Origin of the sequence: Caulobacter segnis, from assembly GCF_023935105.1 — a bacterium.
Taxonomy (GTDB): domain Bacteria; phylum Pseudomonadota; class Alphaproteobacteria; order Caulobacterales; family Caulobacteraceae; genus Caulobacter; species Caulobacter segnis_B.
Window position 1 is genome coordinate 4135001 of sequence record NZ_CP096040.1, and the last position, 13328, is coordinate 4148328.

11 protein-coding genes are annotated in these 13328 nt (G+C 68.5%); 7 read left to right on the forward strand and 4 right to left on the reverse strand.

Annotated elements, in window-relative coordinates; genetic code table 11:
• Window positions 1-330: 330 nt before the first annotated feature.
• On the forward strand, window positions 331-762 hold the full coding sequence (locus MZV50_RS19335; RefSeq protein ID WP_252630903.1) for an RrF2 family transcriptional regulator: 432 nt from the start codon (window positions 331-333) through the stop codon (window positions 760-762).
• A gap of 79 nt (window positions 763-841) precedes the next feature.
• On the opposite strand, the gene MZV50_RS19340 is transcribed toward MZV50_RS19335, so the two are convergent.
• From MZV50_RS19340 to MZV50_RS19355, 4 genes are all read right to left on the reverse strand, one after another.
• Window positions 842-1273: a CBS domain-containing protein gene (locus MZV50_RS19340; RefSeq protein ID WP_252630904.1), complete on the reverse strand. Its 432-nt coding sequence runs from the start codon at window positions 1271-1273 to the stop codon at window positions 842-844.
• Between the two features lie 54 nt (window positions 1274-1327).
• On the reverse strand, window positions 1328-1978 hold the full coding sequence (locus MZV50_RS19345) for a rhomboid family intramembrane serine protease (RefSeq protein ID WP_252630905.1): 651 nt from the start codon (window positions 1976-1978) through the stop codon (window positions 1328-1330).
• Between the two features lie 121 nt (window positions 1979-2099).
• A complete protein-coding gene (locus MZV50_RS19350; protein ID WP_252630906.1) occupies window positions 2100-2738 on the reverse strand; it encodes a bleomycin resistance protein in 639 nt (212 codons plus the stop codon).
• A 131-nt stretch (window positions 2739-2869) separates the two neighbouring features.
• Entirely contained in the window at window positions 2870-4780 is a 1911-nt protein-coding gene (locus tag MZV50_RS19355) for a PAS domain-containing hybrid sensor histidine kinase/response regulator (RefSeq protein ID WP_252630907.1), read from the reverse strand.
• Window positions 4781-4986: 206 nt separating this feature from the next.
• Between MZV50_RS19355 and MZV50_RS19360 the strand changes: the two genes are divergently transcribed.
• The 6 genes from MZV50_RS19360 (at window position 4987) to MZV50_RS19385 (ending at window position 13218) form a co-directional block, all read left to right on the forward strand.
• Window positions 4987-6825 (forward strand): ABC-F family ATP-binding cassette domain-containing protein, encoded by a 1839-nt coding sequence (locus tag MZV50_RS19360; protein ID WP_252630908.1) that lies wholly within the window; start codon window positions 4987-4989, stop codon window positions 6823-6825.
• Between the two features lie 485 nt (window positions 6826-7310).
• Window positions 7311-9395: an MASE1 domain-containing protein gene (locus tag MZV50_RS19365; protein WP_252630909.1), complete on the forward strand. Its 2085-nt coding sequence runs from the start codon at window positions 7311-7313 to the stop codon at window positions 9393-9395.
• Between the two features lie 74 nt (window positions 9396-9469).
• Entirely contained in the window at window positions 9470-10456 is a 987-nt protein-coding gene (locus MZV50_RS19370) for an ABC transporter substrate-binding protein (protein WP_252630910.1), read from the forward strand.
• 14 nt (window positions 10457-10470) lie between these two features.
• On the forward strand, window positions 10471-11217 hold the full coding sequence (locus tag MZV50_RS19375; RefSeq protein WP_252630911.1) for an ABC transporter ATP-binding protein: 747 nt from the start codon (window positions 10471-10473) through the stop codon (window positions 11215-11217).
• Entirely contained in the window at window positions 11214-11972 is a 759-nt protein-coding gene (locus tag MZV50_RS19380) for an ABC transporter permease (protein WP_252630912.1), read from the forward strand. Before MZV50_RS19375 ends, MZV50_RS19380 begins: the two co-directional genes overlap by 4 nt.
• Window positions 11973-12126: 154 nt before the next feature.
• Complete coding sequence (locus MZV50_RS19385) at window positions 12127-13218, forward strand: DUF2336 domain-containing protein (protein ID WP_252630913.1); 1092 nt, start codon at window positions 12127-12129, stop codon at window positions 13216-13218.
• Window positions 13219-13328 lie beyond the last annotated feature (110 nt).

Consider the following 13328-nt stretch of genomic DNA (forward strand, 5'->3'; position numbering starts at 1 on the left):
GCCATGACGGAGCGCCGCAAGCCCGAAAGGATTCGATTGAGGCTGCGGAACTTAGCGGTCCACTTTCCGAAACGCAAGCCCCGAAGGCCAAGGTTTCGTCCGGCGGGCCGTGGCCCCGAAGCGAGGGGCGGCTTCTAGAGGTCGATTTCCCACCTCGCAAGCAGGGAATCTCGATTCCATCCCCAGACGGCCCATTCCCCTGTGCATGAACGGCGTCACATGGACCCTTGCATAGAGGCCGCGCCTCCCTCAGAAGGCTGAGCACTCCACGAAGCGTCGCCTGGGCGTGGCGCTTATATAAGGTGACCCATCCAAAGGTAGCTGGCGTCCATGTTGTCCCAGAAGGCGCGCTACGCTCTGCGCGCGATGATCGAACTGGCCCGCGAAGACGGTCAGGTCACCGCCGGCGAACTGGCCGAACGCGCCGACGCTCCGCGCAAGTTCCTGGAAGCCATTCTGCTGTCGCTGTCGCGCGAAGGCCTGGTGGTCAGCCGGCGAGGCAAGTTCGGCGGCTATGTTCTGGGTCGTCCGGCGGAGCAGATCAGCTTCGCCGAGATCATCCGTCTGGTCGACGGCCCCCTGGCCCTGACCCCCTGCGTCAGCCGCACGGCGTTCCGCCGCTGCGAGGACTGTCGCGACCTGGCGACCTGCGCCTTGCGCGAAGCCTTGCTGCGCGCGCGCGACGCCACGGCCGCGGTGCTGGAAGGCTACAGCGTCGCCGACGCAGCCCAGGGCGCGGGCGCAGAGCTGATAGAGGGCTGATCGCTCTCTCTATAGAGACGCCCCTTCACGTGATCCTCGCTCAAGCAGCGAAGCGATAGCGAGGATCACACGGCGTGCGTCAGCCCGCCGCGATATAAGCCTTGAGGCCGTCGGCCTCGGCCTGGGTCTCGCTGATCTTGTACTTCACCAGGTCGCCGATCGAGACGATCCCGGCCAGGCGTTCGCCCTTCACCACCGGCAGGTGGCGGATGCGTCGGTCGGTCATGCGCTCAAGCAGGACATCGATCGACTCGTCCGGCTGGGCGAAGACGACGCTGGACGTCATGCATCCGGCGATCGGCTTGGACAGGGCCGAGGCCCCTTCCTTGGCGATGACCCGGACGATGTCGCGTTCGGAAAGAATCCCGACCACCGCCTCCTTGTCGTCGACCACCACCATGGCCCCGACACGCCTTGTATGAAGCAACGCCGCCGCGGCGCCGACGGTCTCCTGCGGGGAGGCCGTGAACACGAGATCGCCCTTGTCCTTGAGGATCTGAGAAACCAGCACTGCGCTTCTCCCTTGTTCTTTAGGGAACGAGGGTCTCGCAAAGCGGCGACTTGATCAATGGGGATCGATCGTCCGCGACGACGGACCGGCCCAGCGCGCGAACGGTCTGATCAGCAGGACGCCGACGACGAAGCCCACGAGATGCGCTTCCCAGGCCACCGCGCCGGTTCCCATGGTCAAGAGCCCGCCGGCCACGGCCATGACCAGATTGACCACCAGCCATCCCAGGCCCAGCGAGATCACGCGCGGCCCCAGGATCGGTCCGACCTGTCCCGGATAGTCCATGGTCCGGGCCGCCGCGCCCATCAGCCCGGAGATCGCGCCCGAGGCGCCGATCACCGCGCCGGCTGAGTCCGGATGGATGGCCGCGTAACCAACGCCCGACAGCGCGCCGCACGCCAGATAGAACAGCCAGAAGATCGCCCCTCCCCGGCCGTTCAGCCCCAGCAGCCGCGCCACCGGCGCGCCGAAGGCCAGGGCGAAGGCGGCGTTCATCACGGCGTGGACCCAGCCGCCATGCACGAACATCATGGTGATCGCGCCGGTCCAGCGGCCGGCCCAGAACTCGCGCGGGATCAGGGCCAGGGACTCGATCGTCGCGTCGCCGGCCTTCAGCAGGAGGACATGCGGCACGATCACGGCCGCCGCCGCCAGCAGGGCCGGCCAGGGGGCGTTGAAGATCGGCTCGGGACGCTGGTCGGTCATGGCCCCTATCTAGGGTCTTTCGCGACGATTCGGACCACGGCCGCGCGCCGGGTCCCTTTTTCTTGGCGATCCGAGCTTCACGGCGCCCCGACGACGATGGGCGGGATCGTCCCGAGGGCGTTCAGTCCGCGCCCGCGAACAGGATCAGGTTTCCGTCCGGATCGCCGACGATGAAGGTGCGCGCCCCCCAGGGCTCCGCCCGCAACGTCTGATGAAAGCTCACGCCGGCGTTCTGGAATTCCAGGAACAGCGGCTTGGCGTCGGCGAGCGTCAGGGTCGCGGACAGGGCGTCCGGTTCGCGCGCGCGGAAGTCCTCGGTGAACACGGGGCTCTCGACCCGACGCAGGTTCAGTTTCGCGCCGTCGCGCGCGACCTGGGCGTAGAAGACGGGGTCGCCCGAGACGAACACGCGACGGAAACCGAGCTTCTCTTCATAGAACGCGAGCGCACGCGCCATGTCGGACACGAAGAGCTGCGGTTCGGCGGTGATGAGTGTCGCGCCTGACGCGGACGCGGTGTTTGCCATCGGCATGGATGAAAGGCCCTGTTTGAGCGCCAGCCAGCTCTCGAACCCCGATTTCCTTGCGACGAGATCCTGGGCGTCCTTCAACTTGAAGGGCGCGGCCAGGATCTCGTGATCCGACAGGTCGCGATAACGCGGCAGCAGCGACCTGATCTGGCTCGCGACCGGGAAATACCGTTCACGATGCCAGCGAAGGTGGAGCTTGGCCTGTTTCCGCAGATTTTCGAGATTCAGCATGGGCGCGTTACGATCGAGGTGTCGTAGGCGGGCTTGGCCCTTCCGGTCTCTGACCGATGCGCCCTACAGCAACTCCTGAAGTCTATGGCCGCGCATTTCGCGGGTCAACGTCCGCGATGGGCCCCACATTCCTAGGCCCGCTCGGCCGGCGCGGACCGGCCGTCGAAACGGCCTTCGCTCCAGAGCGCGACCTTCAGCAGCAGTTCACGCGGGCTGATCGGCTTGCCCACGTGGTCGTCCATGCCGCTGGCGCGATAGAAGGCGATCTGGTCGGGCAGGACGTTGGCGGTCAGGGCGATGATCGGTGTCGCCGCGGCCTCGCCCGCCAGGCCTCGGATCGCGCGGGTGGCGGCCAGGCCGTCCATGCGGGGCATCCGCACATCCATCAGGACCAGGTCGTAACCGCCCGAGGCGGCCGCCTCGACGGCGGCATGACCATCGGCCACCACGTCGACCTCATGGCCCATGGCGCGGATCAGGGTTCCGATCAGCTCGCGATTGGCCTCATTGTCGTCGGCGACTAGCAGCTTCAGCGGCCGGGCGAGCGCTTGCGCCTCCTCGGCCTCGGCCTGTTCGGGGGGGACGGCCAGCGGCAGGTCCAGCACGCACCAGAAGCGCGCGCCTTGCCCGGCGATACTGTCGACGCCAATCTCTCCGCCCATCAGCTCGACGATCTCCTTGCTGATCGCCAGGCCAAGCCCGGTCCCGCCGAACTTGCGCGAAACCTCCGGTCCCGCTTGGGCGAAACGGTCGAAGACCGTGTCCAGCATGGCCGCCGGCACGCCGACGCCGGTGTCCGACACGGCCAGTTCGAGACGCGCGAAGCCGGGCGCGGCGCCATCCCGATGCTTGACGCCGAGGGTCACCGAGCCCGTCCCCGTGAACTTGACGGCGTTGCCCAGGAAATTGACCAGCACCTGGCGCAGGCGATCTCCATCGCCCTCCAGCCATTCGGGACAGGTCGGGTCGACGCGCAGGCTCAGGTCCAGACCCTTGGCCAGGGCCTGGGCCTCGAACATGCCGGCCACCTTGTTCAACAGCGTCCGCAACGCGAACGGCCGGCGGTCCAGGTCAACGCCGCCCGCCTCCAGCTTGGCGAAGTCGAGGACGTCGTTCAGCGTCTCCAGCAGCACCGTCCCGGCGTCGTGGATGCGGCCCAGGCGTCGCTGTTGCTCGCCGTTCAGCGGCGAGGCCGCCAGCAGATCGGTGAAGCCCAGGATGCTGGTCAGCGGCGTGCGCAGCTCGTGGGACATGTTGGCCAGGAAATCCTGGCGCGCCGCCATGGCCGCCTCGGCCCGCTCGCGCGCGTCGGCCAGGGCCGACTGGGCCTCGACCTCTTCGGTGATGTCGGTCTCGTTGACCAGCACGCACAGCTCGCCGGTGACGGGATCGGGGGTGCGGCGGGCGGTCAGGCCGTGCCAGCGCTCGCCCTCGAGGGTGATCACCCGGTAGGCGCCCTCGACCGCCTCGCCGGCCAGGGCCGAACTCCACAGCGCGCCGGCGGCGTCGCCATTGGCGAAGATATCGACGAACCGCACGGTCTCGCCTGGATAGGCGGCCAGGGACGCGGGATTGCCGAACACGCGGAAGCCATCGGCGTCATAGAGGGAGACGAGAGCACTGGTGTGTCGCAGCGCCTCGATGGCGCGTTGCTGCTCGGCCTCGGTCTCGATCCGCGCGCCTTCGAACAGCATGGCGTGACCACCGCCCGGCAGGGCGATGCGCGAAATGGCCGTCTGGACGACGACGGGCACGCCGTTCGGATAGAAGGTCCAACGCTCCTCGACAGACGCCCCGCCCTCGATGCGGCCGGCGATGTCGTCCATGCGCGTGCGCACGGCGGTCGACTGGTCGGCGAAGTCCCGCGCCAACAGCTCTTCCAGCGTCTCCGCGCCCCACAGGTCCAGCGCCGCGCGGTTCGCATAGACCTTGCGCTTGCGGGCGTCGTCGAACACCCAGATCGGCCGGCGCAATTGATCGAAACCCAGGCCCAGAAGGCCGGGAATATCAGAAGCAGCAATCTTCTCCGGGCTCGACGTCAAGGCGAGTACTTGTGCTCCGTCAGGTCAAGTTTGCAGCAGGCGCGCGCTTGGCGAGCCGTTAACAAGCCAAATTGTCGCCGTCGCGGACCAACGTTCCTCGACCGGACTCTCGTCAATCTGCGCCGTGATTTTGACGTTTCCTCGGCGCGTCGCCTGCTATACGCCCCACACCTCCGCGACATTCCGCCGCCTAGCTTCGAAGACCAATGGCCTCTCCCACTCGCGCGCCCGTTCTCGCCCTCAAGGACGTCCGTCTGGCCGACGGCGCCAAGCCGCTGTTCGACGGCGTCGACCTGGCCCTGGAGCCGCGGGTGCGCGCCTGTCTAGTCGGCCGCAACGGCGCGGGCAAGAGCACCCTACTGAAGGTCCTGGCCGGCCAGGGCGTCGAGGCCGACAGCGGCGAACGCTCGGTCCAGCCCGGCGCCAGGATCGTCTATGTCAGCCAGGAGCCCGAAATCATCGGCGAGACGCTGCTGGACTACTGCACCGCCGGCGGCGCCCAGGACTACGAGGCCCAAGCCGCCCTCGCCGACTTTGGCCTGGATCCCGAGAAGGGCACGCAAGGTCTGTCGGGCGGCGAGAAGCGTCGCGCCGCCCTGTCCCGGGCTTTCGCCGAACAGCCCGACGTCCTGCTGCTGGACGAGCCGACCAACCACCTGGACATCTTCGCGATCCAGACGCTGGAAGAGGAACTGGCCGGCTCCAAGTGCGCGGCGCTGATCGTCAGCCACGACCGCGCCTTCCTGAACCGAGTCACTCAGCGCACCTTCTGGCTGGAGCACCGCAAGGTGCGGCGCCTGGACAAGGGGTTCGGCGAGTTCGAGACCTGGAGCGAACAGGTGCTGGCCGCCGAGGCCGACGAGGAGCGTCGCCTCAACAAGGTGCTGGAGCGCGAGAACGCCTGGCTGGCCCGCGGCGTACAGGGGCGCCGGGCGCGCAACGAGGGCCGTCGCCGCGCCCTGATGGACCTGCGCGCGCAGAAGAAGGACCTGCAGGGCGACAAGCGCGGCGCGATGTACATGGCCATCGAGAGCGCCGCGACCTCGGGCAAGAAGGTCGTCGAGGCCAAGCATGTCACCAAGAAGTTCGGCGAGCGCGTGATCGTCGAGGACTTCTCGACCCGAATTATGCGCGGTGATCGCGTGGCGCTGGTCGGCCCCAACGGCGCCGGCAAGACCACCCTGGTGCGCATGCTGCTGGGCGAGCTCGCGCTGGACGCCGGCACGGTCACCTTGGGGACCAATCTGGAGGTCTCGTATATCGACCAGGGCCGCATGGCGCTGTCGGACAAGATCACCCTGTGGGATTTCCTGACGCCAGGCGGCGGCGACTCCATCATCGTGCGCGGCCAGGCCAAGCACGTGGCCGGCTACGCCAAGGAGTTCCTGTTCACCGAGGCCCAGCTGCGCCAGCCCGTCACCAGCCTGTCGGGCGGCGAGCGCAATCGCCTACTCTTGGCCAGGGCGTTGGCCAATCCCACCAACCTGATGGTGCTGGACGAACCGACCAACGACCTGGACATGGATACGCTGGACCTCCTGGAGGACCTGCTGGCCGACTTCGACGGCACGCTGATCCTGGTCAGCCACGACCGCGACTTCATCGACCGTCTGGCCACCTCGACCATCGCCATGAACGGGCACGGCAAGGTGCTGGAGACTCCGGGCGGCTGGACCGACCTGATCGACCAGAGCCCCGACTTCTTCAAGGGCGCGCGCGGCGCGGCGGCGGGCTCCTCCTTCACGCCGGTGGCCCGCGACACCAAGGCCTCCGCCCCGGTCGCACCGCCACCGCCCAAGAAGGCCGGCAAGCTGACCTTCAAGGACCAGCGTCGTCTGGAAGAGTGCGAGGCCCTGATCGCCAAGAGCCCGGCCATCATCGCCAAGTTCGAGCAGACCCTGGCCGACCCCAATCTCTACAGCCGCGATCCGGCGACCTTCGACAAGACCATGAAGGCCTTGGACAAGGCCCGCGCCGACCTCGAGCAGGCCGAGATGGAATGGCTGGAGCTGGAAGAGAAGAAGGAAAGCCTGGCCAACGGCTAGAGCCTTTGGCATTCAGCATCCCGTCGGCCTCTACCCCGCTTCCCACCTCCCCCGCTTTTGCCGGGCGAGAGCGGATTTGGCGTCGCTTTAAGGCCGAATGTCGATCCGCCCCAAGCCTGCGACAGAACGCCGCATAGCGGGCTCGCGAGCCGGCTTTGGCCCTTCTTTTTGGTCGCTTAGCGGTGGATCGCGCTACGCGGGCGTCCCCTTGAATTGTGAACGTGGCCATGCATTGTCAGCGCGTCACAACGTAAGCGCGATGAGAATACAATCGCTTAGGCGTCGGTGCGCGGCGGAGGCGTCCTGCGGCGAAACGACACAGAGGCCGGTAACCCGGCAACCGGGTCGCGCGCGTACGGATTGAAGGTGACGTCGTTCCGGCGATCAAGGCGCGCGGAGCGAAGCGAGTGGCGATGTGGTCGTTCGGCGCTTCCGCGTCTGGTCGCCGCATGCGCGCGCACGGCGTATTGGGGGACGGAAACGGTATGCCGCACAGGCTGGCCGCACAGGAACGGAGACGGCAGGCCGCCTTGTTGCTGGGCCTGTCCGCCGCCGTCGTCGTCAGCCTGGCCTTCAGCGAATATCTGACCCGCACCGCCCTGGGCGTCGCCGCCTTCTGGCCCGCCAACGCCCTGCTGGCCGCCGGCCTGATCACCCTGACGGGATCGCGCGGCCTGTCCCTGACCATCGTCTTCGTGGTCTTCCATCTGATCGTCGACCTGCTGGTCGGCGACAGTCCCGTGCGGGCCCTGCTCTACACGGCGGTCGACACCGGCGAGGCCTTGGCCATCTGGGGCCTGTGCCAGAGGTTCTGGCGCGGAGCCCCGCGCATCCGCACGATGCGCTCGCTGGCGCTGCTGCCGGCCGTCACCACGCCGGTCGCGGCGATCGTCGCCCTGCTGGTCGCCTGGGTCCTGCATCTGGTCGACGGCGAACCGCTGGTGCGCGGCCTGACGGACTGGTTCCTGCGCTGCGCCCTGGGCATGGCCGTCGCTTTGCCCGCGACCCTGGTGCTGATCGACGCGGAGCATCGCCGCTCGTTCCACCGCCCCTGGCCTGAACAGCTGATGCTGCTGTTCGCGGTGTTCGCCGTGACCCTGCTGTGCGCCCACCCGGCGTCGGGCGCGCCGCCGTTCCTGATCTTCCCGATCGCCCTGGCCACCGCCTATCGTCTGGGAGCCCGCGGGGCAGCCATGGCCTCGGTGATCGTGGCCGTGGTCACCCTGCCGATCGCCATGTCCGGCGCCTCGCCGCGCTTCAACGCTATCCTGGGTCCCGTCGCCCAGGCGCGGACCATCCAGGTGTTCATCACGGTGCTGTTCTATACCAGCCTGGCCGCCGGCCTGGCCCTGGCCCAGCAGGATCGCCTCAAGCGCCTGTTGCTGCGTCGCGAACAGCTGACCCGCGCCGCCCGCAGCCGCGCCCTGGCCGCCACCGAGGCCAAGACCGAGTTCCTGGCCACCATGAGCCATGAGATCCGCACGCCGCTGAATAGCGTGCTGGGCTTCGCCCAATTGCTGGCGACCCGTCAGGACCTGCCGCCGGACGTGCGCCGTCAGGTCAATCTGATCGACAGCGCCGGCGCGGCCCTGCTGACCGTGGTCAATGACATCCTGGACTTCTCGCGAGTCGAGACCGGCCAGATCGAACTGCTGCCCCAGCCGACCTCGGCCGCGGCCCTCCTTCGCGACACCGTGGCGATCATGGCCCCCGAGGCGCGCGCCAAGGGCCTGTCGCTGGACGTGGAGATCATCGATCCGGTCGACGCCCTGCACGACCTGGACGCCGACCGCCTGCGCCAGGTGCTGATCAACCTCCTCAACAACGCCGTGAAGTTCACCGAGGAAGGCCGCATCGACGCGCGCCTGATCGTCGAGCCCGGCGACGTCGAGGACCGCCTGCGTTTCGAAATCATCGACACCGGTGTCGGCATCGACCTGGACAAGCAGTCCCTGCTGTTCCAGCGCTTCTCGCAGGCCGACAGTTCGGTGAGCCGGCTGCACGGCGGCGCGGGGCTTGGCTTGGCTATCTGCCGGGCCCTGGTCGAGGTGATGGGCGGCAGGATCGGCGCCGACAGCGTGCCAGGACGCGGCTCGTGCTTCTGGGTCGAGCTGTCGGCCCCCACCGCCGAGCCGATCGTCGTTCCCGAACGGCCCAAGGCTTCGGCGCCCGGCGCGGCCAAGGTGCTGATCGTCGATGACCATCCGGTCAATCTGGAGATCGGCGAAGCGCTGCTGACCCTGGTCGGGTGCGAGGTCGACGTCGCCGAGAACGGTAAGCAGGCCGTCGAGAAGGCCACCAGCGGTCGCTACGACGTGATCCTGATGGACATCCACATGCCGCAGATGGACGGACTGCAGGCGACCAGGGCGATCAAGGCCCTGCGCGGCGAGGCCGGCAAGGTCCCGATCATCGCCATGAGCGCCGACGCCCTGCCCCGCCAGGTCGAGCGCTGCTACGCCGCCGGCATGGTCGACCATATCGCCAAGCCCATTCAGCGCGATGTGCTGTACGCCAAGGTCGAACGCTGGATGAACCACGGGCGCGGCGCCGAGACAGCCTCTCTCTAACCCGTCTCGGGTTCTCGCTTGGAACTCTCCTCGCTCCCCCCTAACTTGACCGCGATCAAAGGGAGCCTCTTCCGATGCAGCGCCGCGCTTTTGTCGCCCTGGCCGTCACGGCCCTGCTCGCCGCCTGTTCGCCCGCGAAGAAGGAGGCCACACCCGCTGGCGTCACCAAGCTGAAGCTGGCCACCGACTGGCGGGCCGAGGCCGAACTGGGCGGCTACTACCAGGCGCTGGCGACAGGCGAGTACAAGAAGCGTGGCCTGGACGTCACCCTGATCCAGGGCGGGCCGGCCGTGAACGTGCCCCAGTTGCTGGCCACCGGCGCGGTCGACGTTGGCGTCGGCTCCAACAGCTTCATCGTCATGAACCTGGCCAAGGAGAACGCGCCGGTCAAAGCCGTGGCGGCCTTCATGCAGAAGGACCCGCAGGTCCTGATCGCCCACCCGGATCAAGGGATCAACGGCATCGCCGACATGAGGGGCCGGCCGATCCTGCTGTCCGACGCCTCGATCACCGCCTTCTGGGTCTGGCTGAAGGCCAAGTACCAGTTCACCGACGACCAGGTGCGCAAGTACAACTACTCGTCCGCGCCGTTCCTGGCCGACAAGCGGGTGATCCAGCAGGGCTACGCGACCAGCGAGCCGTACCTCATCGAGAAGGAAGGCAAGATCAAGCCGGCGGTCTTCCTGCTGGCCGACAGCGGCTATCCGGCCTACGGCTCGATGGCCCTGGTCCCCGACAGCCTGATCGCCAAGAATCCCGCGGCCGTGCAGGCCTTCGTCCAGGCGACGGCGGCGGGCTGGAAGTCCTATCTGTACGGCGATCCCAAGCCCGGCGACGCGGCGATCCTGAAGGACAATCCCGAGATGACCCAGGACGTCCTGGACCAGGCCCGCGAAAAGATGCGGTCCTACGGCATCGTCGGCAAGGACGGCGAGATCGGCCAGATGTCCGACGCCCGTTGGGCCGAGTTCTTCAAGGTCGCCTCGGAGCAGGGCGTCTATCCCAAGGCCATGGACTTCAAGAAGGCCTACACGCTGCAGTTTCTGCCCAAGGGCCAATGAGTCCCTCAAGCAAAATGGAATATGTCGCCAGCCTGTCCGGCGTCGAGGTCGACTACGCCCGGGGACGCGCCTTGGGGCCTGTCGACCTGACCCTCGCGCCCGGCGAGATCGTCGCCCTGGTCGGACCGTCGGGCTGCGGCAAGTCCACGGCTCTGCGGCTGCTGGCCGGGCTTGAAGCGCCGACGCGCGGAAGCGTGACCCGCGCCGCCGGCAAGGGCGAGACCTCGGTCGTCTTCCAGTCCCACACCCTGGCCCCGTGGCTGGCGGCGCGCGACAACGTCGCCCTGCCGCTGGAGCTGGCCGGCGTCGGCAAGCGCGAGGCCCTCGCCTCGGCCGACGAAGCGCTGCGCAAGGTCGGCCTTGGCCAAGCCCTGACCGCCCGCCCCGCCCAGCTGTCGGGCGGCATGGCCATGCGCGCCGCCCTGGCTCGCGCCCTGGTCACCCGGCCGCTCCTGCTGTTGCTGGACGAGCCTTTCGCGGCTCTCGACGAGATCACCCGCCGCGCCCTGGCCGATGACGTCCTGGCCTTGGCCGATGAACTGCGCCCCGCCGTCGTCTTCGTGACCCACAATGTCGAGGAGGCCGTCTACATGGCCCGCCGCGTGGTGGTCATGACCCCGGGTCCCGGCCGCATCGCCGGCGAGGTCGCCATCGACGGTCCGCTGGTCCGCCCGCCGGATTTCCGCTCGACCGAAGCCTTCCGCGCCGCCGTGGAGATGGTCTCTGGCCTGCTCGCGCGGGCGACGGAGCGGGCGGCGTGAAACGCGTCCTCGCGCCCCTGATCCTGATCGCCGTCCTGCTGGGCGGCTGGGAGATGGCCTGCCGCGCCCTGGCCGTCCCCGCCTACTTGCTGCCTGCGCCGAGCGCGATCGGGTCGGCGTTCCTGGCCAACTGGCCTCTGCTGCTGGGTTCGGCCTGGGCGACGCTGTCGACGGCCCTGCTGGCCCTGGTCATCGCCAGCCTAGTCGCCTGCGCCTTGGCCCTGACCGTCAGCCTGAACAGCCTGCTGGAAGACGCCATCCGGCCGATCGCGGTAACCTTGCAGGTCACGCCCCTGGTCGCCATCGCACCGCTGGTCACCATCTGGGCCGGCATCGAGCATCCCGAACGGGCGGTGATCGGCCTGGCGGCCGTCGTCGCCTTCTTCCCGATCTTCTCGGGCGCCCTGACGGGCCTGAAGGCGGTCGATCCCGACCTCGCCCGGCTGTTCGATCTTTATGGGGCGACGCCGTGGCAGCGCCTGATCCGCCTACGCCTGCCCTCGGCCGTCCCCGCCCTGCTGGAAGGACACAAGGTCGCGGCGGGCCTGGCCGTGATCGGCGCCGTGGTGGCCGAGTTCGTGGCCGGCTCGGGTGGAGCGCAAGGCCTGGCCTGGCGGATCCTTGAGGCCTACAATCGTTTGCAGACCGCCAAGGTGTTCGCGGCTCTCGTGACCCTGGCCGTTCTGGGCGTCGTCCTGCACGCGGCGATGGAGTGGATCGAGCGTCGCCTTCTGGACACTTGGCGCGGCCGTTAGCCCAAGATTAAGCGCCGCCAGCTAGGACAGGAGCCAGAAGATTCCGTCCGGGACCGCCCATGCGCCGCGTCGCCCTCACCGCCGCCCTTGCCCGCGCCAACGCCGCGCCGGGCGCGCGCGACGTCCGGCCGGCCAGACTCCACAGGGGCGGTTCGTGAGCCAATCGCGCCTGCATGACCTGATCGCGCTCGCCAACGAGCCGTCCAGCGCCAAGCGCCGCGAACTGCTGCGCGGCGTCACCGACATGCTGTTCGCCGCCGACAGCGGCAACGCCGTCGAGATGGCCCTGTTCGACCAGATCCTGAGCCAGTTGGCCGACGACATGGAAGAGGCCGTGCAGGTCGAGCTGGCCCAGCGCCTGGGCGCGGCGCCCGCCGCGCCGCGCGGCGTGTCGCGCACCCTGGCCTTTGGCTCGATCGTCGTGGCCGAGCCCATCCTGCGCGGGTCCACGGCTCTGACCGACGAAGACCTGCTGCACGTGGCCCGCACCCAGGGCCAGGACCACCTGCGCGCCATCTCGCAACGCTCCAGCGTGTCCAGCGTCGTGTCCGACGCCATCGTGGCGCGCGGCGACGACGACACCCTTGGCGTCCTGCTGCGCAACGAAGGCGCGGTGCTGTCGCGCGCCGCGCACGAGACCGTCGTCGACCGCGCCGCCGCCAACCCGGCCCTGCACGAGGCCGTCATCGACCGTCACAGCCTGCCGGTCGACCTGCTGAACGAGATGTACTTCGTGGTTGAGGCGCGCCTGCGCGAGCGGATCATGGAGAAGAACGCCGGCGTCGATCCCGCGACCCTGGAAGCCGCCCTGGCCGCCGGCCGCAAGCGCGTGGCCACCCAGGACGGCGCCCTGCCGCCCGACCACGCCGAGGTCGAGGCCGAGTTCCGCGCCTTGCGCGCCAGATCCCAGGTCTCGCCGCAGATGCTGGCCAACATGCTGCGCGGCAAGAAGACCACCCTGTTCCTGGTGGCCCTGGCCGACATGGCCGGCGTCGACTTCCATACCGCCCGCCGCATCCTGGAGCGGCGCGAGATGGACGCCCTGTCGGTGATCTGCAAGGCGGCGGACTTCGACCGCTCGCTGTTCCTGACCTTCGCCCTGCTGATCCTCGAGCCGACCGACGACGTCATGCTGAAGGCCAAGACCTATGGCGAGCTCTACGCGGCCCTGCCGCGCGAGTCGGCCATGCGCACGATCCGCTTCTGGCGCCTGCGCCGTCAGACCGGCGACGTCGCCGCCGCCTGACGCTCCACTCTCGCGGGAATAAGGCGCAAACCCGCCTCTCTCGCGCCTTGCGTGCGCCATGCCGGACGGTCAAGGTGCCGCCCTCTTAATTCCTCCTGCCCTGGATTCTC

What these genes read in the sequence shown, in the direction of transcription:
- MZV50_RS19335 (WP_252630903.1), top strand. Translation starts at nt 331, where the DNA reads ATGTTGTCCCAGAAGGCGCGCTACGCTCTGCGCGCGATGATCGAACTG.
- MZV50_RS19345 (WP_252630905.1), bottom strand. Translation starts at nt 1,978, where the DNA reads ATGACCGACCAGCGTCCCGAGCCGATCTTCAACGCCCCCTGGCCGGCC.
- MZV50_RS19350 (WP_252630906.1), bottom strand. Translation starts at nt 2,738, where the DNA reads ATGCTGAATCTCGAAAATCTGCGGAAACAGGCCAAGCTCCACCTTCGC.
- MZV50_RS19360 (WP_252630908.1), top strand. Translation starts at nt 4,987, where the DNA reads ATGGCCTCTCCCACTCGCGCGCCCGTTCTCGCCCTCAAGGACGTCCGT.
- MZV50_RS19365 (WP_252630909.1), top strand. Translation starts at nt 7,311, where the DNA reads ATGCCGCACAGGCTGGCCGCACAGGAACGGAGACGGCAGGCCGCCTTG.
- MZV50_RS19370 (WP_252630910.1), top strand. Translation starts at nt 9,470, where the DNA reads ATGCAGCGCCGCGCTTTTGTCGCCCTGGCCGTCACGGCCCTGCTCGCC.
- MZV50_RS19375 (WP_252630911.1), top strand. Translation starts at nt 10,471, where the DNA reads ATGGAATATGTCGCCAGCCTGTCCGGCGTCGAGGTCGACTACGCCCGG.